This is a genomic window from Nostoc sp. EspVER01, from assembly GCF_034530635.1.
Taxonomy (GTDB): domain Bacteria; phylum Cyanobacteriota; class Cyanobacteriia; order Cyanobacteriales; family Nostocaceae; genus Nostoc.
Genome location: NZ_JAVRCS010000002.1, coordinates 232,300 through 257,848 on the forward strand (window position 1 = coordinate 232,300; position 25,549 = coordinate 257,848).

Sequence of the window (25,549 nt, forward strand, 5' to 3'; positions counted from 1 at the left end):
ATTCCTGTTGATGGATGATGCAGTGATTTACTTTTTATTGGGCATAATCCCACTAAGGATTTATCCACCCTCTCACTAGTTAGTTACAGTAGAGTAAAGCAAGTATCACTTACATTTGTTATGCTAGCAGAACTCTGATACCCCCTGCAAGTGCCACTTGCATTTTTCTATGTCATCTCAACTGATTTCCACTCGTCAACGCCTGATTCAAGCTGCACTTGAGTTGTTTTCGGCTCAGGGAGTTAGCGCTACCACAACCCGCCAAATTGCTGAAAAAGCCGAAGTCAACGAAGTGACTCTATTTCGGAATTTTGGCAATAAACATGGGCTGCTTTTGGCTGTGTTGGAAGAGTCCGCAGCCTTCAAGGATTTAGGTGAGTCGCTGGTGCGACGGGCAACACCTCCCGGCAATGTTTACCAAGCTCTTAAAGATTATGCAAGTGACACTTTACATACATTAGAACGAGTGCCAGAGTTTGTCCGATCTGTGGTAGGTGAAGCCGACCAATTCCCGGCAGAAAATCGCCGCGCACTAGGCAGGGGAGTAACAGAGGCAAACCGTTATGTAGCTCAGTATTTAGCTACTGTAATCCAGCAAGGACACTTAAATACCTACTTACCGGCAGAAAAATTAGCCAGTTTGCTGAATGGGATGATCTTGGGATATGCCGTAATTGAGTTCACCAGTGAATTTCACGAACTTTGGGAGGATCGGGATGATTTTCTGGAAAATTTGGTGGAGTTGTTTTTACATGGAGCCATGTCATCTTCAGCAGAATTAGCAACAAACTCCTTACAAGGAGGGTTCACCACCACAGAAGTCGCTGATTTACCAGCTAGTTTAGTTCACGAAATTCTGCAACAAGCCAGGAAATTTGGAGTACGAGATTATGCTTTGGCTTATGTGTTATTTGGGGCTGGATTATCTGCCACAGAAATAATTAGCTTGGAGCGATCGCACCAAATCTACGATACTCAAGGGCACTTCCTGCAAATCACAATTCCCGGATTTGTCCGTCAAGTGCCTGTGAATCAATGGATTTTGGGCAAACGCTACGGTTCTTTTACCAATAATCCCCTAATCAAATGGCTGAAAAGTCGTAAAGATACTCAAACAGCGATGTTTCTGAATGAAACAGGTACACCCATCTCAGAATCAGAACTTGAGACACGTTGGCAAGCATGGAGTGAAGGATTGTTAACTCCCCAAGGACAAACGCCAGCGATCGCCCAGGCACAACAAACCTGGCGCGTAGAAATGTTAATGCGAGGGATTACCTTGGAAAACCTGAGTATCTTTACAGCTTGCGATCGCGCCCAGTTACAACCCTATGTCCGCCGAGCCAAAGAAAAAGCTGCCCTAGAGCAAGCCACACGTTTAGATCATAAACCAGGGTAGGAACGCTATTTCCCTCTATCAGTTAGGATTTCGTCAATATTATGATTGAGAAGAAGTGAGAAATTTTTTATCACCTGATTTTTGGTCTTAAATACTGGCGCACAATGGCTTATTTACAAATGTCACAGGATTTTTGCTGAACCCAATGGAATTAACTCTGCATAAATTTAATTTAGTAAATACTTCTAAAGAGGGATTGCAAAAAAAATATAATTAACTGTAAATGTATTTAGGTAAATATATGAGTACTTAAATTTCATATAAGCCGCGTCTACCTTGAAAGATATAGTTTCTTTTGGAATTAGGGTAAAGCTTAGAATTCAAGCAACTATTGAATAACATACTCTCCCTAAAAACTCCAGATTTCAAAATAGACGGGGTTTGATTAAGTTGAAAAAGTCAAATTTATAATTTTATCCTATGTCTTCAACTAAACCCCCGAAGAATAACGATCGTGGCTCTTTTGCAAACTCTAATATTACAAATAGCCAGGTGAATAACAATGGCGATGGAGTAGTTCAAGTTTCAATAGGAAAGCTCGTTATTCCATTAATCTTTGTTTTAGCTTTAGGTGGGTTAGCTTGGGCTTTAGTTTTTGGTCAGAACAATAATGGGCAAAACCCTCAAACTGGTATAGAATCTCCGTCTTCAGCATCACCATCAAAAAATCCATAAATCAATATATAGCAATCTTAGCTTGATTCCAAACAAGAATTGTTTTGCCTTGCTGATAAAGTGAGACTTTGAAAAAGATTCAAAATCGGCATCTTAATTTTCTCTTTTCAGAGATATAAAATATTGTTAATTAGCTAAAGTTTCCCTAATTTTTTTGGGGTGGGTATTGCTCTCCAAAGCTCTTATATGGTAGGCAGTACCCATTTTTCGTGTATTTCAAAAATTAAATAAAAATCCTAAATAGCAGTCTTAAATGATTGATGGAATCTCTATTGCTTTGATTGGAAGAATCTCAATTTTGCAGAAAAACTTGGCAAATAATCCGAAAAGCAATAACTTCAGTTTGTAGTTCAGTATGTACTGATAAAAGTGAGATAAATTTTTTAGCATCTTGGCGCTAGCCTACAGCAAGCCCTAACGCTCATAGCCTTGCAAAGAAGTAAGGGCTATCTCACCACTAAGCGATAATTTCCACAACTTAAATAGGATTGCATTATTATGTCTCGAGCTAATATTACAAGTTCTCAGGTTGTATCTGCTAGTAAATATGTCTTTCAAGTTTATGTTCAATGGGGATTATCTAATATTAAAAAAGGTGCTTGGGGAAGTTTAGCTATTCAGTTCATAGTATTGTTACTTTTGACAAGTGTCTTGTTTAATGGAATAAACAAATCTGTAACTGATATTCAAATAAAAATAAGCGAAATTCAAAAATTAATAGAAAAGAAGAATGGTATGGCTAGTGCTGGTACATTACCAAATACTCAAGGTCCCTCAACCCCAGAACAATCACAGCCAAATATTCCAACTCGACAACCTTTAGAAGTAAATCCCTCACCTCAAGTAACTTCAAAGCAAGAAGTTCAAGACCAATTAATTCCGAAGCTAGAGGAGCTAGAAACAAAGTATAAATTTACTAAAGAACTTAACTTCAGTATTATTAATGCTTCTAATTTTGCTTCTCCGAAAGCAGATGACGATTTTAAAAAAGCATTATTGAAAAGATTTACTGAGATTTGTGTTGTTCCTAACTCTTCTTCAATCGGATGGAAAATGTCTAAAACCAGAATCTATTTCTTAAAAAAACGAAGTATTAATGCTGCTTTATCTATTGCAAGCTGGATGCCAGGATCTCAGGATGTTATTGATTATGAGCATCAATTGAAAAATCCTGTTAAATATCCAGATTTGCCTAATGGTGATGGGCGTATACAAATCAATAAATCTACAGCAGATATAGTCATTGTTTTAGGTAATGATTATTCTAAAATAAATTAGACATCTCCAGAAATTAAGTTTTCACCTAGATAGGATAAGGGCTTGAGATTCTTTTTCGGAGATGTCTATTAGAGCCAGGATTAAGCGGGTAGTTTACAGATATCTCCTTAACAACAGATTTGAATTAAAACGATATATGCAGTTTTCATTAACCACATATTAAGTAGAAGGTAAGCCAACATTATTAATCAATTCAATGGCTCCATAATGACTCTTAAACCTTTACTAGAAAGTGTTTTGAGCATTTCTTTAGCATTATATTCACTACTAAATACTCCTGCTTGCATAACTCTTTGACCTTGCCAAACTGTGGGAAACGCACCAGGAGCAAGCGATCGCACTAAATCTCGATCCTTATCAGTTGCAAGTTGCACTACTAAGCGATACCGCACACCAGATTGTGTTGCAGAGTTACCACTATAAGGAATACTTGCAGAACTTGTTTGCAGATTGCCAGTATTAACAATGGGGATATTGGGATTGGGAAGTGGTAAAAGTTCTGAAGCACTAGGAGCAGCAGTTTCTAGTATTGGTAATGGCTGCTGTGTTTGATTCCTCATACTTGAAACTGGTGGCTGTACAACTGAATTGGATGGGGACTCAGGGGCAGTAAACTCAATGGTATTAGGATCGATCCGCACGTAATTTAACTGTGGTGTATCAGGTGGCTGTGCATTAATTGGTATTTGTCTACCTGACAAGCTGCTAGGAGTAGGAAATCCGGCGACTCTAGAAGTAGGTGGTTGTTTGGATATAGGCGGGGAAGGCGGCACATTATTGGCAGGCATTAATGGCAGCCGTTGACTATTTAATTGTGTAGAAACAGGATTATTTGCTGAAATGCTGTTGCTGGTTTGCCCGTTAGTAGTTTCAGAGACTTCGGGAGATGAGAAGGTGATTTCCCCAGTTGGTGGTATTTCTCGTAATACGTTGTTGGGAGCGGGTTGAGAATTTTGGGTTGCTAGTGCTGTTGTACCATTAATATCTACATTGCCAGTGATGCGATCGCTCACAAGGTTGTTACCAGCAGCAGAAATCACCTGTTTAGCAGCGCTGGCGTTAATGTCGTGGCGGGCATTATTTTGAAATGTATTACCCCCAGGTTCGGATGCACTACCCAAATCTGGCATTGCTTGAGCGATCGCAACTAAACCATCTTCTTTATTATCTTGAATAGAATTATTCCGCAAAATCGGGCGGGCATTTGCTTGTACGATAATTCCCGATCTATTGTTCTGAATTTGATTACCTATAAGTATAGGAGCAGCATTTTGGGCAATATTAATCCCAAAACCCGTTTGGTGAAAGACATTCTCTTTGACTTGGGGACTGGAATTACCGGCAATTGTGATGCCATTGGCTCCATTGCGATCGAAGTAATTCTTACTAATGGTGGGTGCAGCATTACCACTGACAGAAATGCCATCTTGGGTACTACCAGTAAAAGTATTTTCTGCGACTACCGGATTGCTAGATTCAATCCATAAACCGTAACCACGAGGATTAGGGTTCGTCACCGTCACTCCAGTAAGCAAGGCTTGATTTGCCCCTACAATTGTGACATTTTGACCGGCAAAGCTCCGACTCAGGTAATCACCGCCTCCTTGAATAATAATGTCTTTACCTTGATTGCTGGGGTTGCCTTGAATTGAAATACCCGGTTTCAGTATTAAGGGAAATTCCTCTCCTGTCTCGGCGCTATAAGTGCCGGTGGAAAGCATAATTAGAGTATTGGCGTTAGCTAATCGCAGCGCTTGGGTAATCGTCTTTACAGGAGTGGATTCGCTGCCATTGCCTGCCTTGTCATCTCCAACACTAGGATTGACAAATAACACATTAGCCTGAGAAGGTGTTTTCTCATTCAGAGGCGCTGAATCTGGTGTCGATGGAATCTGAGCGATACCTTCTCTACGAGAGGCTGCGCGAACGGTGGGCTTTCCTACGGAACGCTCCGCGAACGCTAACGCACTATCCAGGCTTGTAACCAGGAACGTTATACTTGCCGCCCCCATACTTACAGTAAAAGATAATACTGAAAAACTAAAAAATAAAAGCCTTGCTGATTTCAGAAACTTCAGCTTTGCAAACAGAACATCTACTCTCCGGTACTCAGGAAACACACGAGGGAGCATCATATCTAACACGACTCCTTGTAAGTAATCATAGATTCTTATACTCTCTAGAGAGTATTATGTCGATAATATTACTCATATATTGACCGATTGGCGATATTTAATACATAGTAATAAATGATATTAGACATCTCCAGAAATTGATTATGCATTGCCCAAAATAATTTCTAGGCACAATTCATGAATTATGCCTATATCATTTATCTAATAGATATAAGAGTGAAATTAAATATGCGTTATCCAGAAGCCTTGTAGAGACGTAGCACTGCTATGTCTCTACATTCTTTTTTAATTGTGAATTTTCTGGTGTATTCCCTTTTTGCAGTCCTTTGTAAGCTTGTTGTCTATCGTAAAACACTTGACTAAGCTCAGTGCGAAACTGTAGCCTCAAACTACCCTTATCACTGTCTATAGGAACATGGGATAATTTACCGTAACCCTCACTACTACGTTGTTTTGCGTAGATTCCGCAAAAATTAGTAAAAAAAAGCAAATTAATTAACTTATGGTTACTAGGACTTATGATAATTCACACTTCGATGAAAGCACTAACGGGGTTGTTGTAATGGTCGAGCCATACAGCCAAAAAGAGCAAATACAGCAAGTTGTTTACCGCATTTTAGATGCCAATTTAGATCGCGCTCGTGAGGGCTTGCGAATTATCGAGGAATGGTGTCGGTTTGGGTTGAATAGTGCCCAGTTGGCTCTTGAATGCAAACGGCTACGACAAGAGGTAGCCAAGTGGCATACCCCAGAATTGCGGGCGGCGCGAGATACACCAGGCGATCCTGGGACTGAATTAACCCATCCTCAAGAAGAACAACGAGCTAGTATAAAATCGGTCTTGCAAGCTAACTTTTGCCGGATAGAAGAAGCATTACGGGTGTTGGAAGAATACAGCAAGCTAACCCAACCAAATATGGCTAAAGCTTGTAAGCAGATGCGCTATCAGGTTTATACCCTAGAAAGTAGTTTAATGGGTCATCAGCGCCATCAATTGTTGTGGCGATCGCGTTTGTATCTTGTGACTTCCCCTAGTGAAAGTTTGTTGAGCAATGTTGAGGCTGCACTCAAAGGTGGATTAACACTTCTACAGTACCGCGATAAAACCACCGATGATTCTTTGCGTCTAGAACAAGCGAGAAAATTACGCCAGTTATGCCACATCTACGGTGCTTTGTTCATTGTTAACGATCGCGTCGATGTAGCTTTAGCTGTCGATGCCGATGGGGTGCATCTGGGACAACAAGATATGCCTATTGCTGTTGCTCGGCAATTATTGGGTTCGCAACGTCTGATAGGGCTTTCTACCACAAATAAAGAAGAAATGCAAGCAGCAATTGCTGAAGGTGTAGATTATATTGGCGTGGGGCCAGTTTATGAAACTCCCACAAAAGTAGGTAAGGCAGCAACAGGGCTAGAATACGTCAGCTATGCCGCAAAAAATTGCTCAATTCCTTGGTTTGCGATTGGGGGAATAGATGCCAATAATATCAATGATGTGATCGATGCGGGAGCCGAACGTGTAGCTGTGGTGCGATCGCTCATGCAAGCCGAACAGCCTACCCTCGTGACACAATATTTGCTCTCTCAACTTAATCGCATTAAACCAGAACTTTAAAAGAGTCATTTGTCTTAGCCCAAAGTGAGTAACCAATACCCAATTTCCTATTTCCCACATTTATGTCTAATGAGATTACGATTCAGATAAATGGGGAAACCCATAGCTGCTCATTTCAAACTTCTTTACCCGATTTACTCCAACAGTTGGGTTTCAATCCCCGTTTGGTAGCTGTAGAATATAATGGCGAAATTTTACATCGCCAGTTTTGGCCGCAAACAAAGGTACAGCCAGGCGATCGCTTAGAAGTAGTAACTATTGTCGGTGGTGGCTAGTTGATTTGAGCTAGCAAGTCCAAATCTTTAAGGCTGCGTCGTGTAATCTCGATGCGGGCGGGTGCATCCTCTGCTTTAAGCATATCAAGGGTTGTGGCGAAAAAATAGACGTTTTTGTTTTGCTCTAAGTAACCCACAAACCAACCAACATTTGGTTTGCTACTCGTTAACCATCCCGTCTTTCCTCGCAGTGTGTAGTCTGGAGTTTGTTTGCGGATCATAATGTCTTTGACAAGATTTATTGTCCGTTGCGAGAAAGGCAAATCGCCTTGATATAACCGTTGCAAAAACTTAATTTGCTCTTTGGGTGTAATTTGCAATAGCTGCGGTTGTAACCAAAAACGATCAATGTCTGCAACAGTGCCAATCTGACGGTTTCCGTAGCCTACTTTGTTAATAAATTGCTGCATCCGTTCATATCCAGCCCTACGTGCTAGTACTTGGTAGAACCAAACAGTTGAATCTTTAAAGGCTTGACGCAAATTTGTATCATGATTCCAGGCATCAATTTCTCGGTGAATTCCATCCCAAGTGAGAACCGCCACATCATCGGGAAGTATACCTATTTCTAAAGCTACCAGCGCGTTAAAAATTTTGAATGTCGAAGCTGGAGCGATCGCAGTTGCATTACGTTGAGGATTGTGTTCATAGATGCGGTTATTTTTTGAGTCGTAAATCAAGATAGAGCCTTCACGCTCGAATTCTTGAAAATGTCGCCCGAAATTTGGTGCTTTCACAACAGGACGTTCAGATGAAGTTGAAGCAGGTTGAGCCACAACATACATTGTCCCAAAGGTAATCACACTAACTACAGCAAGACATCCAATGACTGTAAACACGAAAGATTGCATTCGGTGCTTTGCGTAACGCCGAAGGTATTGCTCTATGCGAAACCAGATATTTTTCATTGCACATTTAATCACATCACAAGCGAGATTTTACACTGCAATCTTGCTCATTTGTGAAGCAATTTGTTAAAGGCTTTTTATAAATAAAACTTATAGCAAATTTCCATTGTTAGTATTTTTTGAATTTTCTGATTTAGGACTGCTATAGCGAGAATTGCAAACCACAGATCCCCGACTTATTTAATAATTCGGGAATCTTGTGGAGCGCGAATGATTTAGGATTGCTGTAGATTACTATAATTAGATTTTGGTGATTTCTCAATGTGCATTCATTTCACGAAATCGCGTTTTTCCCCTCTGATTTATAAAGCGATCGATGAAGGGTTCTACGCTTGGCTAATTCTTTACCTTTGCGACCGAGTTGCTCGCGTAGTTGTTGGTCTTTGCACAACCGATTGAAAGCTTGAAAAACTTCATAACCAGAATTAGGATTAACCAGTATCCCATTTTCTTCATGGTGAACTGTATCTAGAACACCGCCTAAACGAGGGGCGATTATCGGCTTACCAAAGTAACTTGCTTCTAAATAAGCCATACCAAAACCTTCCATATTATTAGGTTTAGTATCCGATAAAGTCAGCATTGCAAATATGTCACAAGCTGCATAATAACCTGCTAATTCTCGCTCTGGCACATATCCAGCAAAGTGTACGCGCTTATCTACTCGCAAACGATGCGCCAAAGATTTCAGTTCCGACTCACTTGGCCCTTGCCCGCAGAGTATGTAGTGGACATCAACCCCAAAAGTTAGCAATATTGGGATGTTATCAATTACTCGGTCGAAACCTTTATGTTTTGCTAGTCTGCCGATGGAGAGAATAACTATTGCTGAATCAGGAATGTTGTATGCCTGACGCACGCGAACCCGTAAATCATCAAGACTACTGGGACTGGCTACATTATTACCAAATTTTTCTGGTCTGATTACTGGGTTAATGACGTGGGTAGGAGTATCTAATCGAAAAGAAGTTCTTAGGTAGTCTCTTGTATAAGAACTATTACAAACAATACCTTCGGCGCGTTTGAGTGTTAATTTAAATAGCGATCGCAGCACAGGATTGTGTAAAGTACAAAGAAGATCGTTGCCGTGCAGATAGATAAAAAAGCGAATAGGTAACAAATAGCTCAATAGCAACAGTGAAGGAAAATCATAGCCGTGGCCCCACTCTATATAACGATAGTGATAGCGAAAATAGAGTTTAATTGCTAGGACAAATGAGCAGACGATATTGACCAAAGGCTTGAGGATATTTCCCACATAGCCACTACGCCAGCATCTAGGATAATACCAGCGATACACAGGAAACTGTTGACCTTCATCAAATACTCGATCTCCTGAGCAACTAGCTGCCAGCACAATTACTCGTTCTGGATCTTGAAGACAGCGATTGTAGATATATTCCCCAATTACAGCTTCTTTCGGCATGAAAATCCGGGATATGACTAGGATATCTGGGTATGCAGCTTTGTCTCTGATTTCGGCTGTTAGTTGAGAAATATGTTCCATAATAAAGTTGATGACTATATTTCCAATAGTTTTTAATATTTACAATTAGGATTACTTTCAAAGCCATCATTATTATTTTATTTCTTTTAAAACGAATTTGGTAGACAAATTGGAAGCCTATTTTAGAAGATTAGCCAGGAAGATTATTTTTTTATTGTGTTGATTTTATTTTTGTTGCAAATCTATCATTATTTGAGAGTATCTGTGGATAATGAACAAAAAATAAAAGCTAACACTTGTAGCGAAAATGCTCAGTGAACAATTACTGCGAAAATTCCGAAATTTAGCTACGTTCAATAGAATATCCTAAATAACCTGGACTACTGTGCCAAAATGCCAAAATTTTTGTAACTATTTAGTAGCGATATGATGTCCATTGGTAATGAATGACAAGGATTACAGACACTTTCCAGCCTTCTACGTATACGTAAATTTTTAGCATCCAGATGTATTAATGAGTGCTATTGGCGGTAGGAAGGTGTTTTGCCCATGCTAAATATTGAGTAATAAGTTCAGAAGTAAGCTAATCAGCATTCAAGTTGCATAATCAGGGCGGGCAAGATGCCCACCCCACAAGATATTGAGAAAATTTTCATCTGCAAATTAGATGTGTTTCAGCTTAGTACTACTTATTCAGTGAAGGATTAAAAAATTAGTCAAAATAATCACTATAAATTCAAATCATCTGTATAATTCAAAACTGTAGTCTGAAACTTCTAATCCAAGGCATAGCAAACCATTGCCCGTAGGCGTAGCCCGCACTTCTCTACGAGACGCTCCCGCTCCGCGTAGCTTGCTTCCCCGGAGGGGTACGACAAGCTCAGTGACCGTCGTAGACATCGCAATTTATTGGAGGATAAACATGTCTTCAGGTACGGTTCCCCAGTCGAGAAATCCCCCCTGCGATCGCTACTTACCCAAGATAAGACGCGGTAAATTGAATATGTAGCCTCTAAAAGTGAATGCTACGTGAATGCTACAAAGTTGCTTGTTACGGGCTAGCCTTAGCGACATCCTGCAACACTGCTCCCAGAATCGGGAGAAATCATAAATAATAACTCCGTTTTTCAAGCGATTGTCTTATGCGTAAAAAACTACAACAAACCATCAAACCGCTGTTAAAAACCTTCTTAGCCCTAAGCTTGGTGTTAGCTTTGGCTCTTGGTCACGCTGATGGCGCATTAGCAGCCCGCAGTGGAGGTCGTATCGGTGGTGGCTCCTTTAGAATGCCTTCCAGCCGCACCTATACACCGCGCACCTATGCACCTCCTGGCGGGGGCGGATACTACCCTGGTGGTGGTTTTGGTGGTGGCTTTGGCTTTCCCTTCATAGTTCCCTTCTGGGGTATTGGGGGAGGATTTGGTGGTATATTTACCATCTTAATTTTCTTGGCGATCGCTAATTTCTTATTGCAAACTTTCCGCCGTGTCTCTAGCGGTGAAACTCCAGAAGCAGATTACAGCAGTAACTCTCCTGTTTCTGTAACTCGTTTGCAAGTAGGTTTGTTAGCTCAAGCCCGTGAATTGCAAAATGAACTCAACCACATTGCTGAAACTGCTGATACTAACACCCCAGAAGGCAGAGCAGAAATTCTCCAAGAAGCCAGCCTAGCTTTACTCCGCCATCCCGAATACTTTGTATATGCAGGTGGTGGCACTCAACAAGCCAGCTTGAATTCAGCTGAAGGTCAGTTTAATCGGCTGTCACTGGCAGAACGCAGCAAGTTTAGCGAAGAAACTCTTTCTAACGTCAACAACCAGCTCAAAGCAGCCCTTGCCAAAGAAGCTTTACCTCCGGCTGGTGAACTCGACAACCCCACCCGCCTATTTACCGAAGGTCCTGGTGAATACATTATCGTCACCTTGCTGGCGGCGACACTAGGTAAGTTTGAAATCCCCACAGCTATTAATAGTGCTGACGATTTGCGTCAAGCTTTGCGGCAAATTGGTAGTATCCCTAGCGACAAGCTTCTAGCAATTGAAGTTCTTTGGACTCCTCAAGCTGAAAATGATACACTCACATCTGATGATGTGTTAGCAAATTATCCTGATTTGAGACTTGTTTAATCTCTGATAAATTTTGCATCTTGGTGCAACGAATAAGTTCCCCTTAAGAACAATAACTAGAAAACCGCTTGTCAATGACAAGTGGTTTTTTGTAGAGTTTATATCCCAAATAATTAGTTATGATTTCCACAGTCATTTCACCCCCAATACTTTTCGGATAAACCCAACAATCTCTGTTTTGGTCTGGGGAAAGGTTAAAGGGAAAGAGGTAAAGGTAAATATCAAACCCTTAACCTTTCCCCTTTCCCCCTTAACCGAAAAGTATTGATTTCACCCTACCTTGCCCTAAGAGTTTGCAAAGAGGGAATTAAAGGGTGGGGTTCTTAGAGGTGAATAAGTAATTAAACGGACATAATAGATATATTTAAGTATGATTTTAGAAACATTTTGGTAGTATTATCAAAATGAATTATACGCAAAGTGTTATCTTATGCCTAGTGTTGAAGCCGACGAAAACCGAGAGCATCGCATTAAAACCGAGATCGTTGTAGATGCTGAAGACAAAGAAGACCGGGCTATGGGTTGGTACTACTACCTTGAAGAGACTCTGAATTTTCCCTTTATGGCTAAATGGACTAAGAAGGGACGCAAATCAGGTGCTGTCGAGGAGAAACAAGTCGAAGTACTGGGAATGGCCCCAGATGATGAGTGCTTAAAAGATATGTATGTAGAAGTGGCTTCTATTAATGGTAAGGATGATGATGTATATTCTGCAAAATTATCTGAAGTAGTAGCCATTGATGCTGACAGTGAAACTCAAGAAGCGATGGCAGACTGGCTCTATTGGATTGCTAGAGGTTATAAGTTTTGAAGAATAATGCAGAATTCAGAATTTAGAATTCAGAATCAAAGTGGCAAACTTAAACCTATTTTCAGCGTTCGCCTGAGCGCTTGTCTAAGTCCGCCAGTCATAAAGAATTCTATTCTGTTAGCGGATAGCTAAGGTTTAGCCCATTCTGGCTACTGACTCCTGAATTCTGTTTTTTGGTTTTTTCCACGACAGAATTATGGGGCTTTTCGGTTTCTACCATAACCTTAGTAGCGCCTAAAGTAGCATATTTTATTCTTAACTAAATATGGCATAAGTAGCTTTTCCCTGGCGTTTAGCTTGGTACATAGCAATATCAGCATCCCGCAGCAGAGTTGTTGGCTCCTCATAACTACTAAAATTCCAAGTAATACCAATGCTCGCTGTAGTAGATAATTGATATCCATTGAGATTCACTGGCAATTGTAAAGAATCTTGAATACGTTTGGCAACATTGGTAGCGTCGGTAATGTCTTTAATATCCTCCAAAAGAACAGTAAATTCATCACCACCAAATCGTGCTACAGTATCGCCACTACGTAAGCACGACTCTAAACGTCTAGCGATCGCTACTAAAAAATCATCCCCTATTCCATGCCCAAAGCGATCGTTAATCTCTTTGAAGCCATCTAAATCCAAAAATAAAACTGCAAAATAATAATCGCTTCTGCGTTTGCTACGTTCAATAGTTTGTCTGAGTCGATCTAAAAATAAAACACGATTTGGTAATGCTGTCAGCCCATCATAAAACGCATTGCGGATCAGTTGCGCCTCTGTCTGCTTACGTTTAGTAATGTCTTGAAAAACTAAAACTGCACCAGTAATATTACCATTGCGATCGCGGATAGGTGCAACATTATCCCCAATCGCTATTTCTTTGCCATCTTTGGTAATCAATGCACAGTTTTCTGGTAAATTAAAAACTTCACCTGCTTCGATGACATAAGTAGCCAAATTTTCAATTTTTTCTCCTACATCTTTATTAACTAAGTTAACGACATCTATTAAATCTTTCCCGAATGCTTCACTTTGCTTCCAACCAGTGATTAGTTCTGCTATAGGATTCATCATTTCAATACACCCATTTGCATACGTCACAATCACTGCACAACCCATACTATTAATAATTGACATCAACCTCTGTTTTTCTTCGTATAATATTTTTTTGCTCTGATGTTTGTACAGGGTCATTTCAATCACAAAATGTAAATCACTTTCAAGACATGGTTTGGCTATATAACTAAAAGGCTCACTTAGCTGATTTTTATATAATGTTTTATATTCCGAACACTCCGTTAGATATACTACAGGCACATGGAAGTGATTCTGGATAATATCCGCGACCTGGAGACCTTCTATTTCTCTAGCTAGACAGATATCAATTAATACTAAATGGGGGTGAGTTTCTGCTACCTTTTTTATTGCTTCTTCACCATATTCAGTTATTTCTGATACTAAATAACCTAATTTTTGTAAACTCTTTCTAATATTTGAGGCTATATTTTTTTCATCCTCAATCACTAGGATTTTGCGGGCGAACATGTTACGATAACCTGTTTGCTAAGGTTCAGATTTTTGTTGTCAGTGTCAACTCAAGTCAAAAGTGCTTATCTTATCATAAACAATCTCTAACTACCATGTATTCTTGCTTGATATTAATACTGACTAATGGTACATAGCATCATGTTATTAATTTCTGGCAATTTGTATGCTTATCAAAGCTAATTGTGATTAATTCATTTAGCTAATATGATGCTAATAACCTCAAATTCAAATTAGAATGTAATTATCAAGCACTCAAAAACTGATTTAAAAATGTATACAATAATTTTCTATTGGGAAAGTATAAACACTAAGTATAATATCTATATACAAATTAATCAAGAAGAAAATTTCATAAAATCACAGTATATTACTTTGAATATAAGTTAAAAAAATCTACTGTGTGTCGCATGTATTACACTAAATATTACGTTAGCTGATTATTATTAATAATTAATCAGGACTTACGCACTGACTACGATTTTACGTCATTACGAGCGAAGGGAAGTAATCGCCAAAAACTCTGGGATTGCTTCCCTACACTATGTTCCGGTCGCAATGACAAAATAGTGCTTGCGTAAGTCCTATTAATCTCTACCTATAATTAAAGAGTTTAATGCTGATTTAATTACAAATAGTTATTATATCAAATTAGGTCATATTCTGGACTACAAATGTCTGAAATCTTTAATGACGAGTAAACTCATATTACTTAGAAATATTCAGATAAATATCGTAAATTATTTAAAAAAAAATACCACTAGTCTTGTAATAGCATGGCAAGCCTAAATATGCGCAATAGAAAAATTAGTTATGTTTGTCAAATCTCAATAACTCATATATTTTTAATGCACTATTTTAGCCTTACCACGCCACTACGTGTATTTTAAAAATAAAATACTAGCCCCATAGCTTCTGGTTAATACTTAATCACAATTCCTGTCCTCTGAAAATATGCAAGTGAAATGTTCATCAGCAGCCCGCAGTATATTTTATTTTTTTGGTAATCAGCAGGTACTGAGGGCAATAGCAAAAAAGATTCTCATTTTGAGACACTTCCAAGCTCCACCTAAACCCTCAGTTTTTTGCTAGCTGATAGATATTGAAAAAAACACATTTTGTGAATTAAAGGTTCGACTTACTTTTAGTCAGTTCAATGCTAATTTTGCCACCAAAGTCTGGAATAGGTGCGGCAGGTTTGCTGAGAGTGACTTGGACTTTTGTTACACGATCGCACTCTTGGAGGATAGAATCTGCGATCGTTGTTACCAATTTCTCCACCAAAACAAATTTAGACGTTTTGATCAGATGTTGTATCAAGCTAATGACGCTGCGATAATCTAAAGTGTCTTCGATCGCGTCAGTCTTGGCCGCTGTGGAGATATCCAACCATAACCTTACATCCACCTCAAACCATTGTCCTAGCACCTGTTCTTCTGGTAGATACCCAGTGTAGCCATAGCCGCGAATTCCCGTTAAATGAATGCAGTCCATAAAAGTTTGAAAGCAAATTGGGCATTTTGTAGAAAGTGAAGCAAGTTTGCTTGGAGATTTTCTTTCCCAGAAACTCGCCTGACAGTGTTGGGTTCCATCACCGCATTGATGGATTTTAAATTGAATTTCCCTAGACGAAATCTAAAATTTAAGATTGTTTTATAGCTATGTTTAATTTAATGCCGATCGCCTTTAAAAATGTTAATCAACTTTGGGCTTATATTTTAACAGAGACGCTAAAGCGGTTGGGATTGACTTGTGCCATCATTTGTCCTGGCTCGCGCTCTACACCCTTAGCGATCGCTTTTGCTCAACAAGCACCTGAGATTGAAGCGATTTCCATTCTCGATGAACGTTCAGCCGCCTTTTTTGCTTTGGGACAAGCGAAAGCAACCGGACGCCCTGTGGTACTAGTTTGCACCTCTGGTACAGCAGGAGCCAACTTTTATTCAGCAGTCATCGAAGCGTCATATAGTCGCGTACCACTGTTGATATTAACCACCGATAGACCCCCAGAATTGCGAGATTGTCACTCTGGGCAAACTATAGATCAGTTGAGATTATATGGAAACTACCCAAATTGGCAAACAGAGTTAGCCTTACCCTCCGCCGATCTGGGAATGCTAGCTTACCTGCGACAAACGGTAATTCATAGCTGGGAAAGGGCGCAAACTCCTACAAAGGGGCCAGTACATTTGAATATTCCCTTTCGCGATCCCTTAGCACCTGTACCTGATGGAACCGACTTGAGTTATTTGCGATCGCAGTTTCACCCAGAAGACTTTTTCGCAGGAATAGCAAACTCATCGCCCATTCCCCATACTTCGACTGCGCTCAGTACAAGTTCCCCATTCCCAATGCCCAAAGAGTGGAAAGAATGCGATCGCGGCATTATTATCGCAGGTGTTGCTCAACCGCAGCAACCAGAAGAGTATTGTAGAGCGATCGCGCAACTTTCCCAAACTCTCCAATGGCCTGTGCTAGCTGAGGGACTCTCCCCAGTGAGAAATTATGCCGAACTCAACCCTTATTTAATTTCCACTTATGACCTGATTTTGCGAAATCAGCAATTAGGAAAGCAGTTAGCGCCCGAAATGGTGATTCAGGTGGGTGAAATGCCTACGAGTAAAGAACTACGTAGCTGGATAAATACAAGGCAACCGCGACGCTGGATAATTGACCCCAGTGACCAAAATCTCGACCCTTTGCACGGGAGAACGACGCATTTAAGGATATCTGTAGAAGACATAAAAGTAGAGGAGGGAAATTTATCTTTATCCTCAAAATATGTGCAGCAATGGTGTGATGCGGAAACTAAGGTGAGGTTAGCTGTTGATCAGACGATGGGGCAGATAGATGAAATAATTGAGAGTAAAGCAGCTTGGTTAATTTCTCAGATTTTACCGCCTGGAACGCCTCTGTTCATTGGCAACAGTATGCCTGTGCGGGATGTGGAATATTTCTGGAAGCCGAATAATTTAGGAGTGCGATCGCACTTTAACCGGGGTGCAAATGGCATTGATGGCACGTTATCCACAGCTTTAGGAATTTCCCATCGCCAGCAAAGTAGTGTGATGTTAACGGGAGATTTAGCGCTGTTGCATGACACCAATGGTTTTTTAATCCGCAATAAGTTTGTTGGACATCTGACGATTGTGTTAATCAATAACAATGGTGGTGGGATTTTTGAAATGTTACCCATTGCCAAGTTTGATCCACCATTTGAAGAGTTTTTTGGCACTCCCCAGGATATTGATTTTGCCCAGTTGTGCGCTACTTATAATGTGCAGCATGAATTGATAACTTCTTGGGAGCAGTTGCAGCAAAAATTAAACCCACTACCAGCTAAAGGAATTAGGGTTTTAGAGTTACAGACAAATCGGAAATTAGATGCAAAGTGGCGACAGGAGAATTTGCAACAGTTTGCAGCAGATATTGTCATTTAACTCTGCCGTTAGATATTACTAAATACTGAGATGCAAAGTATTAATCTTGCAAAATGTTTATGGAGTCAAAATTAAAAGTGATTTGTGTAAAGCGTTTCAAGTACTGGTGGTGGTGCTGAAACTTGCAAAATATTAAAAATAATAGTACAATAACGACTCTAGCGAATTTAGCGACAAATGCGACAAGATGTAGAACATAACAATAATGATAGTGAAGAAGATATTTCATTTTTAACAACTGTTGAAGTAGCTCAACTTCTTCGTGTTCACCAAAGAACTGTACAAAGATGGATATCATCAAATAATCTTAAAGCTACAAAAGTGGGGCCAAGAATTTGGCGTATCAGACAAAAAGACTTAGATGAGTTCTTACAAATAAATAACAGTAGAAAACAAGCAGAAGAAGATATTAACTCAAATGGCAACAGGAATAACTAGTCAAAATAGTCGTAAAACTCAAAAAAAAAATGTCATTCCTTTTCGTCTTGAATATGAAGGGAAAATTCCTATAGAAGATATATTAAAAATTCCTGTCGCCAAGTTACATCGCATAATTAGTATAGATGAACATCCAAGAAACAGACTCATCTATGGAGAGAATTTAAGAGTTCTTAGTTCATTCTTGAAAGATGATACTATCGCGGGTAAAGTTAGTTTAATTTATATTGACCCCCCCTATGCAACAGGGAGTAGTTTTGAGTCTCGTCAAAGAGACCATGCTTATCACGACCTAATGGAAGGTGCAGAATATTTAGAGTTTTTACGTCAACGACTGGTTTTACTAAGAGAACTTTTATCAGATGAAGGTTCTATTTATATACATTTAGATGACAAGATGGCTTGTGCTATCAAAATTCTAATGGATGAAATTTTTGGTTCTAAAAACTTTCGCAATTTGATTACAAGAAAAAAATGTAACCCAAAAAACTATACACGTAAACAGTATGGAAACACCGCTGATTACATTCTATTTTACACAAAAACAGATAATTATATATGGAATCAGCCTTTTAACCCTTGGACTGAAACTACTGCAAAGAAAGAATATCAATATGTTGAAAAGGAGACTGGAAGAGTTTATAAGAAAGTTCCTGTTCATGCACCTGGCGTAAGAAAAGGTGCAACAGGTCAACCCTGGAGAGGAATGCTACCTCCTCCTGGTAAACACTGGCAATATACTCCAGAAACTTTAGACGAAATGGATGCACGTGGAGAAATTTACTGGTCACCAACAGGAAATCCAAGAAGAAAAGTTTATTTAGATAATAGTCAGGGTATTTCAGTCCAAGATATTTGGCTTGATTTCAAGGATGCCCACAATCAAAATATAAAAATTACTGGCTATCCAACAGAAAAAAATCCAGATATGATAAAACGAATAATTCTAGCCTCATCTAATGAAGGAGATATTGTGTTAGATGCATTCGCTGGAAGTGGTACTACTGCTGCTATAGCTGAAGAGTTAGGTAGAAAATGGATAGCTATTGATAATTCCCAACTTGCTATAGCTACAATAGTTCAGCGTTTAGTTAAAGGGACAGAAGCAATGGGTGACTTTATTAACGGAAATAGTTCCGCTAAACATGAACAAAAGTGCTTAATAGGTATAAATAGAATTTTACGAAGTGGTCTAGATTTATATATTGAAGAAACACCAGAATTAGAGTTTATATCTGATACTGTAATACATGATTGGGATAGCAAACTCAACTTTCAAGCCAATCTTGTGTAAATCTCTCATCAAGCATTTTCAGAGTGCATACTATTATTTTGCCACTACCATAACTTTCTAGACGAGCGTAATCATTCCACATAGATCCTAGTAGCAATCCTGGGCCATCATTTAAAAAAAATACTTTTAAAGCCACTTTATATGTATCAGCATATCTAAGAATATCAGTTGCTTTATCTCGATTTCCACCAGTCCGATCATCTTCTTGAGAACCTCCTCTATCAGAGTCATAACGAGCAAATCCAACTACTAAGGGGGTTCCATCTAATCTAGATATAAAAATATCTGCTGGAGTTTGAGCTTCCCAATTATCCAAAACCTTATCAAGCATTACATCTTTTCCAGCACGAACTGGCCCCCGAATTATATAGTTTTTACCAAATACTCTGTCAAACCATAAGAAAAACGCTTCTGTCAAGTCATAGCCTTTTTGCCCCCGTTTACTCTGTTCTAAAAGAAGAGCCATCAGAGTTTCATCGGGTACAGGACGACTTTGCAAATTTTTTCTAACTTCTTCTAAGCTACGAAATCTATCACCAAAATCGTTAATTATAGTGGGAATATCACGTTTTTTCTTGGTCATTTCTACAGTCGTATCTGGTGATACATACCTCCGAAATACTCTCAGAAGTTGAATACGTAAAGGATCTGGGTCTTTTGTAATAATTTCAAGTAAATTTGCAGAGTTGGTTGCTTCGTCTACCAATTCTATGAAACGCTCCAAAACTTTCTCGTAGAGCATTTTAGCTTCATCTAAAGAATCTGGGTAGAATGGTGAGTCAAATATGGTAATCCACTTAGATGCAGTTACTTTGTAGCTACTGAATGAATTCAAATTACAATCTCCCTCACCATAATCGATACAATCTTTTAAGTATAAAACACATAACTCTATAAAAAAACTCAAAAGATAACCCTTTCAACGTCCCTCAGCAATTTCCCCAGATAGTCGTTTTAACAGTCGGAGGATGAGCGATCGCACTTTTTCTTCCACTGCTTCTGATATACCCGCGTGTCTGCAAATGCTTCTTCACTTTGGGAAACTTTATTTGTAGTGCGATCGCTCATCCTCCTCTGCGTGAAACTTACACGCTTAGTTGATCTTGTAACCACCCTTCCAAATCAGCAAGAGAAGAGAAATCCAACAAAGCATCACCTAAAGCTTCCAACTGTTCCACCGATAACCCTTGAATCTGGGACAGAAGTTTATCAGGAATATTACCTACACGCCGATTTAATAGTCGTAAAACGATCGTTCTTTCTCCTTCCTCTCGTCCTTCTTCCTTCGCTTCCCGAATCGCCCGTGGTTCTTCCAAATTCAGTCCCAACATCGCTGCAATCTCCTCTCGACTAAGGTTAGAAAACTTGTAGACAATAATCGTCGTCACTAAATCAATTATCGCTTGCTCCGATTGTTGCCGTGCTTGCTCCAGCAAAAACCGCGCCCCTTCCATTGCTTCCGTTTCAGAAGTAACATTTGTCAGCAACATCAAACCCAATCCCAAAGGTTGGTGTCGCAAATCCCCCAACTCATCCAGATAAACCCGCCTGATTTGACCACTTTCTAATAAAGCGCGGTGAATCGTTGAGTTAGAAGGTTCTAGACTGCGAGAAGCAAAAATTATTACCCCAAACCAGTCATCGTAACGGATAGAGTTGCGGTAGAGAAACAAAAACAATTCGCTGAAAAAGCGGTGATACAGGTCTTCGTCCTTCTGAAACTGGACTTCAGCAAAAAAGACGGTTTTGGAAACTGCATTAGCGGGAGGTAGAAACACTCCATCAATCCGAAACGCCGTTTCTTTCACTTCAACCGATTCAAATTGGTAATTTTCCGCTTCTAAGGGTGGTTCATCTACTAATTCAAACAGTAAACCGGGAAATTGCTTAAATAATTTGTAGAAGATGGTGTCACGTCGCATTTCTATTCCTCAACACCCAGGCAATTACCAAATTGTAAAGGCTTGAGATACCAATTTTAGGGTAAGTGTAGCCCACACTTCGACTTAGCTCAGTGACCACCGCAGGTATCGGATGTCCCTACGTCCGCGATAAAATTCTTGAAGCAACAGCGCACTCCATAACAATGCAAATTAACTGGGAAACTGCCAAAACCTACGAAGATATTCTGTATCAAAAAACTGATGGCATTGCAAAAATCACTATTAACCGTCCCCACAAACGCAATGCTTTCCGTCCTGAAACAGTCTTTGAACTGTACGACGCTTTTTGTAATGCTCGTGAAGATACTACTATTGGTGTCGTCCTATTTACGGGTTATGGCCCACACACTGATGGCAAATATGCTTTCTGTTCTGGTGGCGATCAAAGTGTGCGGGGACATGCGGGTTATGTGGATGATACTGGCATCCCCCGCTTGAATGTGCTGGATTTACAACGCCTGATTCGTTCGATGCCGAAAGTGGTGATTGCTTTAGTAGCGGGATATGCGATCGGTGGCGGACACGTCCTACACTTAATTTGCGACCTTACCATCGCTGCCGACAACGCCATTTTCGGACAGACTGGCCCGAAAGTCGGCAGTTTCGACGGTGGTTTTGGAGCCAGCTATCTCGCCCGCATTGTGGGGCAAAAAAAAGCTAGAGAAATTTGGTTTCTCTGCCGTCAATATGATGCCCAACAAGCGCTAGAAATGGGTTTAATTAATTGCGTCGTCCCAGTGGAACAACTAGAAGCGGAAGGTATTCAATGGGCGCAGGAGATTTTAGAAAAAAGTCCGATCGCAATTCGATGTCTCAAAGCTGCCTTCAACGCTGATTGTGACGGACAAGCTGGTTTACAAGAACTCGCTGGCAACGCCACCCTACTTTATTACATGACAGAAGAAGGATCTGAGGGCAAACAAGCCTTTCTCGAAAAGCGACCACCAGATTTTCGCTCTTTTCCTTGGTTGCCTTAGAATAGCAAAAATCGCATCTTATTAAAGGGTGCGATTTTTGTAAATATAAACTTTTACAGCACTAAAAATCTTAAAAACAAATCTTATTTTAAGCAGACTACAAACTCAGTCCAGTAATAATGGATGACTAAATGACCACTACTTTAGTTTTTACCTGTTCAGATATGGAGGCCGTTATTTCCTCTAGAGGGGCAAGAGCAGCATTATCGAAATCTGAGGCTAAAGATTGACAAGATGTTAAAACTGGAGCTGCATCTGGTAAACCCCAAGCATCTTCTAAGGTTTCCCAAGAAGGTGCAAAAGGTGGGAGCGCCAAAGAGCAAGCCTTCCAAGTCGCTTGAACTGGTGCGCCCAACTGCTGGCACGTTCCACCACGGCGGCCTTCTGGCTGGTAATGACGGCAATATCTACAGGCAGATGCTAAAACTTTAATGGGTTTCATTCGGATTCATCTTTAGTGTTGTTTCTGGCTGAATTTCATCTTTATATTCTGCTTCTATATATAAAGACGGAGAAAAGCCAAAAAGTCATTATTTTCTATAGGTTTCAGCGATCCCAAGTAAAAAATAAACTTCAGGATATTTTTATAATCTTGTTATATATTTAAATAATTACTACAGCAGCTACATATAGGTATCGTCTAAAACTTATTAGGGATCAAGACTAAAACTAAAGCTTTTGATTTATTCAGCCTTTTAAATTCCTCCTTAAGTATGGCTTAAGGCATAAATTTTCACATAAATAGCCTGTTCCATATACCACATTCGGCATATTTCAGCGCCAAACTATACTTTTTCTCAAGAATCAGAAAGATTTGATGTAATAGCAGCAAGTTATTTCAGGATAAACTCTGCTCAACGAAATAATCGCTCAACTATTTTGCTTTGAAAACTGTTTAGCAGCACAGACAGAACAGACTTCCCAGCGCTGGAGTTCACCGGGAGGGGTGGGAGATTGGCACTGGGGACAAAGGGGTAAGCCATGCGATCGCGATCCCACAATTTTCGTCCAATGTCCAAAAGCCGCATTTACATCTTTAGTGGGTGTAGCATCAGGGCGGTTAATCTCATCACCAAGGTAACTGGGATGCTCATGAGGCGAAACCGTTTGTTGCTGTTTTCTCTCCACCGACGGATTCTGCCAGCCAGCAGTAGAGAAGCGAATATCAACCAAAGGCGTTGGCAGCTTTTTATTCAACTTTAAAAGTAGAGATGTGCGACCAAAAGTCAGGTTTTGTGCCCAAGCAGCACTAGAAGTTGCTACCGACAAAACATCACGCTGAATCGATAATGGTCGAGTATTTGCGGCAACCACTGGGCCAACAACTTCTGCCCAACACTTGAGCAGACGTTGAAATGGTTGCTCCTGCCATTTCGACTGCTTTTCCAGAATCCTTAAAACATCATTAATTGATTTCAACGACATTATTCAAAGTGCTGAGTGACGAGTGAAGAAGGGAATAGGATAGGGTACAGGTTACAGGTTACAGGGTGCAGATTATTCCCTATCACCCGTCACCTCTCCCCCAATCCCCAATCTATTTAAATAATTTCCGCTACTATTGTCACAAAATATATCTAAAAGTTAATTCCAGTTATCTTCGTTTGAGGCGCAAAGGCAATGACTCAAAATCCCCTAAACGACTCCAGTACTCATCAATCGTCTAAAACACCTGGGTTGAAACCAGTACTAGCAGCGGCACTAGCAAGTTTAGAGGTGCCGCTAGATCAAGAGTTAGCTCGATACCGACGCACGCGAACTGGTTTGGTGTCATCTAAGCAGTCCCGTGTTGCAAGTTACATCAGCGGACAACCCCAACCGTTAACTACCATTTCGACAATATTGGGCGCAACTCAGTCATCAGCAACGGAAATTAAAACCAACGTATCGCCTGCATCTGTAACCGTGAATCCTGACATTAATCCAGCGCCAGCTACGGCAAAAATTGATGTCTCACCCCCATCTGTAGCTGTGAATCCTGAGATGAACCCAGCACCAACTACGGCAAAAATTGAGGAACTGAATAATCTGAATCTGCCCTCCACCTCCAATGCAGCTAAAACACAAACTCAACTCCCACCACCACCACCCAACTTTAGTAGCAGCATTGTGCCAGCGATCGTTAAAAATACTAAAAGCGAAAATCACTTGCAGCAAGATGATAGCCCCAAGCACCCAGATGACTATTTAGAATCTAGTGAAGCACTGCTGCGAAGTCTGACAGAAGAACAACCAGAAACCAAGAAACCAAGCAATTCTAGCGACAGTCTGCTATCACCTTTGGGTATTGGCTCCATGTTGCTACTATTGGTGGCTAGTCTGATCTTGGGTTATGCAGTCTTCAATCCTAAAAGCTTGCCACAATGGAATTTAGGTAATTTATTTAACGGTAACTCCTCTCCCACACCAGAAAATACTGAAGAAGTTGGGAGTAATGTCCAACCTCAAATTCAGCCACCAAGCACATCTATACCCAAATATCCCAATCTAGCTACTGAAGAGTTTCCTGAAGTAAGAGATCCCAATGATGTAGTTGGCTTAAAACCCAAAGTCCAACCAACCCCCGCTGTAGTGCCTAATCCAGTTGTTCCCCAAAACCCCGTAAATCCTCAAGGGGCATTGTCTAACCCCAATACAGCCCAACCGACTAACCCGATTGCTTTAGCACCAGTACCGACGCTACAATCATTGCCTCCCCTAAGTTTACCTCCCACTTCACCGACAAAAACCTCGCCCAAGCCAATCGCAACGTCACCAAAGCCAGATGCAGAAATCAAGCCAGGAACAGATGGGTTTTATCATGTAGTGATTGATAATAAAGGTGCAGCTTTTGCCTCAGCACGGCAAGTAATTCCTGATGCTTATTTATCGCCTAACAAAGAATTGATTTATCTGGGTGCTTTTAAAACTAAAGAGCAAGTAAAACAACAGATGAAACTGTTAGAAGCGAAGGGAATCAAGGCACGAGTTCAGCAGCCATGAATTGCAAAAATCTACGATACCATGAGATAACAGTCCTGAGTCAATAAGTGCTGAGTTGTGTTAGCGGATAGCTAAGGTTTAGCCTGTGCTGAGTGGTAGAGACAAAATATTGTTTGTTTACGACCCCACAACAAAAAATATTATACTCAAAACTTTTATTAGGCACTCAGCACTCCATAACTACCCTATGACAAAAAATATTACTATACTCAGTACTTTAACTAGGCACTCAGCACTCTATAACTAAATTCATTACTCAGCACG

21 protein-coding genes are annotated in these 25,549 nt (G+C 40.2%); 12 read left to right on the forward strand and 9 right to left on the reverse strand.

Annotation, left to right across the window (positions count from 1 at the left end; all coding sequences use genetic code 11):
- Nucleotides 1–169 precede the first annotated feature (169 nt).
- The 3 genes from RMX69_RS03035 to RMX69_RS03045 all read left to right on the forward strand — a co-directional run bounded on the left by RMX69_RS03035 (nt 170) and on the right by RMX69_RS03045 (nt 3,352).
- Complete coding sequence (locus tag RMX69_RS03035) at nt 170–1,399, forward strand: TetR family transcriptional regulator (RefSeq protein WP_289795247.1); 1,230 nt, start codon at nt 170–172, stop codon at nt 1,397–1,399.
- 420 nt (nt 1,400–1,819) lie between these two features.
- A complete protein-coding gene (locus RMX69_RS03040) occupies nt 1,820–2,074 on the forward strand; it encodes a hypothetical protein (RefSeq protein ID WP_322636486.1) in 255 nt (84 codons plus the stop codon).
- A 498-nt stretch (nt 2,075–2,572) separates the two neighbouring features.
- Entirely contained in the window at nt 2,573–3,352 is a 780-nt protein-coding gene (locus RMX69_RS03045) for a hypothetical protein (protein WP_322636487.1), read from the forward strand.
- A gap of 188 nt (nt 3,353–3,540) precedes the next feature.
- Here RMX69_RS03045 and RMX69_RS03050 read toward each other — a convergent pair whose 3' ends face one another.
- Complete coding sequence (locus RMX69_RS03050) at nt 3,541–5,487, reverse strand: DUF1565 domain-containing protein (protein WP_322636488.1); 1,947 nt, start codon at nt 5,485–5,487, stop codon at nt 3,541–3,543.
- 562 nt (nt 5,488–6,049) lie between these two features.
- Between RMX69_RS03050 and RMX69_RS03055 the strand changes: the two genes are divergently transcribed.
- Both RMX69_RS03055 and thiS read left to right on the forward strand, forming a co-directional pair.
- Nucleotides 6,050–7,105, forward strand: coding sequence for a thiamine phosphate synthase (locus RMX69_RS03055; RefSeq protein ID WP_289795251.1), 1,056 nt, complete (start codon nt 6,050–6,052; stop codon nt 7,103–7,105).
- A gap of 62 nt (nt 7,106–7,167) precedes the next feature.
- On the forward strand, nt 7,168–7,380 hold the full coding sequence (thiS, locus tag RMX69_RS03060; protein ID WP_289795252.1) for a sulfur carrier protein ThiS: 213 nt from the start codon (nt 7,168–7,170) through the stop codon (nt 7,378–7,380).
- Here the strand turns inward: thiS and blaOXA are convergent.
- Both blaOXA and RMX69_RS03070 read right to left on the reverse strand, forming a co-directional pair.
- Nucleotides 7,377–8,231, reverse strand: a complete 855-nt coding sequence (gene blaOXA, locus RMX69_RS03065) for a class D beta-lactamase (RefSeq protein ID WP_322636489.1) — start codon at nt 8,229–8,231, stop codon at nt 7,377–7,379. The genes thiS and blaOXA overlap by 4 nt on opposite strands.
- Before the next feature lie 331 nt (nt 8,232–8,562).
- Entirely contained in the window at nt 8,563–9,795 is a 1,233-nt protein-coding gene (locus tag RMX69_RS03070; protein WP_322636490.1) for a glycosyltransferase family 4 protein, read from the reverse strand.
- 1,082 nt (nt 9,796–10,877) lie between these two features.
- Between RMX69_RS03070 and RMX69_RS03075 the strand changes: the two genes are divergently transcribed.
- Nucleotides 10,878–11,861 carry a DUF1517 domain-containing protein gene (locus RMX69_RS03075; protein WP_289795254.1) on the forward strand — a complete coding sequence of 328 codons (984 nt, stop codon included), beginning with the start codon at nt 10,878–10,880 and terminating at the stop codon, nt 11,859–11,861.
- Between the two features lie 430 nt (nt 11,862–12,291).
- Nucleotides 12,292–12,672, forward strand: a complete 381-nt coding sequence (locus tag RMX69_RS03080) for a calcium-binding protein (protein ID WP_289795255.1) — start codon at nt 12,292–12,294, stop codon at nt 12,670–12,672.
- Between the two features lie 255 nt (nt 12,673–12,927).
- Here RMX69_RS03080 and RMX69_RS03085 read toward each other — a convergent pair whose 3' ends face one another.
- Together RMX69_RS03085 and folB are read right to left on the reverse strand one after the other, a co-directional pair.
- Complete coding sequence (locus RMX69_RS03085) at nt 12,928–14,211, reverse strand: diguanylate cyclase domain-containing protein (RefSeq protein WP_322636491.1); 1,284 nt, start codon at nt 14,209–14,211, stop codon at nt 12,928–12,930.
- 1,125 nt (nt 14,212–15,336) lie between these two features.
- Nucleotides 15,337–15,705, reverse strand: a complete 369-nt coding sequence (gene folB / locus RMX69_RS03090; protein WP_069073964.1) for a dihydroneopterin aldolase — start codon at nt 15,703–15,705, stop codon at nt 15,337–15,339.
- Nucleotides 15,706–15,884: 179 nt separating this feature from the next.
- On the opposite strand from folB, the gene menD reads away from it, so the two are divergent.
- The 3 genes from menD to RMX69_RS03105 all read left to right on the forward strand — a co-directional run bounded on the left by menD (nt 15,885) and on the right by RMX69_RS03105 (nt 19,383).
- The gene (menD, locus tag RMX69_RS03095; RefSeq protein WP_409878130.1) at nt 15,885–17,651 is read left to right on the forward strand and encodes a 2-succinyl-5-enolpyruvyl-6-hydroxy-3-cyclohexene-1-carboxylic-acid synthase; all 1,767 of its coding nucleotides are present in this window, start codon (nt 15,885–15,887) and stop codon (nt 17,649–17,651) included.
- A 177-nt stretch (nt 17,652–17,828) separates the two neighbouring features.
- Nucleotides 17,829–18,089 carry a helix-turn-helix domain-containing protein gene (locus RMX69_RS03100; protein ID WP_289795258.1) on the forward strand — a complete coding sequence of 87 codons (261 nt, stop codon included), beginning with the start codon at nt 17,829–17,831 and terminating at the stop codon, nt 18,087–18,089.
- Nucleotides 18,070–19,383, forward strand: coding sequence for a site-specific DNA-methyltransferase (locus tag RMX69_RS03105; protein ID WP_289795259.1), 1,314 nt, complete (start codon nt 18,070–18,072; stop codon nt 19,381–19,383). The genes RMX69_RS03100 and RMX69_RS03105 overlap by 20 nt, the downstream gene beginning before the upstream one ends.
- On the opposite strand, the gene RMX69_RS03110 is transcribed toward RMX69_RS03105, so the two are convergent.
- Both RMX69_RS03110 and RMX69_RS03115 read right to left on the reverse strand, forming a co-directional pair.
- Nucleotides 19,358–20,218, reverse strand: a complete 861-nt coding sequence (locus tag RMX69_RS03110) for a hypothetical protein (RefSeq protein WP_289795260.1) — start codon at nt 20,216–20,218, stop codon at nt 19,358–19,360. The two genes, RMX69_RS03105 and RMX69_RS03110, sit on opposite strands and share 26 nt — an antisense overlap.
- A gap of 250 nt (nt 20,219–20,468) precedes the next feature.
- Nucleotides 20,469–21,305 (reverse strand): Rpn family recombination-promoting nuclease/putative transposase, encoded by an 837-nt coding sequence (locus RMX69_RS03115; RefSeq protein ID WP_322636493.1) that lies wholly within the window; start codon nt 21,303–21,305, stop codon nt 20,469–20,471.
- Between the two features lie 164 nt (nt 21,306–21,469).
- On the opposite strand from RMX69_RS03115, the gene menB reads away from it, so the two are divergent.
- Nucleotides 21,470–22,303, forward strand: a complete 834-nt coding sequence (gene menB / locus RMX69_RS03120) for a 1,4-dihydroxy-2-naphthoyl-CoA synthase (RefSeq protein ID WP_174712449.1) — start codon at nt 21,470–21,472, stop codon at nt 22,301–22,303.
- 127 nt (nt 22,304–22,430) lie between these two features.
- On the opposite strand, the gene RMX69_RS03125 is transcribed toward menB, so the two are convergent.
- Together RMX69_RS03125 and RMX69_RS03130 are read right to left on the reverse strand one after the other, a co-directional pair.
- Nucleotides 22,431–22,745: a hypothetical protein gene (locus RMX69_RS03125; protein ID WP_289795262.1), complete on the reverse strand. Its 315-nt coding sequence runs from the start codon at nt 22,743–22,745 to the stop codon at nt 22,431–22,433.
- A gap of 428 nt (nt 22,746–23,173) precedes the next feature.
- A complete protein-coding gene (locus tag RMX69_RS03130; protein WP_322636494.1) occupies nt 23,174–23,728 on the reverse strand; it encodes a DUF721 domain-containing protein in 555 nt (184 codons plus the stop codon).
- A 195-nt stretch (nt 23,729–23,923) separates the two neighbouring features.
- Between RMX69_RS03130 and RMX69_RS03135 the strand changes: the two genes are divergently transcribed.
- The gene (locus RMX69_RS03135; protein ID WP_289795264.1) at nt 23,924–25,285 is read left to right on the forward strand and encodes a hypothetical protein; all 1,362 of its coding nucleotides are present in this window, start codon (nt 23,924–23,926) and stop codon (nt 25,283–25,285) included.
- Nucleotides 25,286–25,549: the final 264 nt, after the last annotated feature.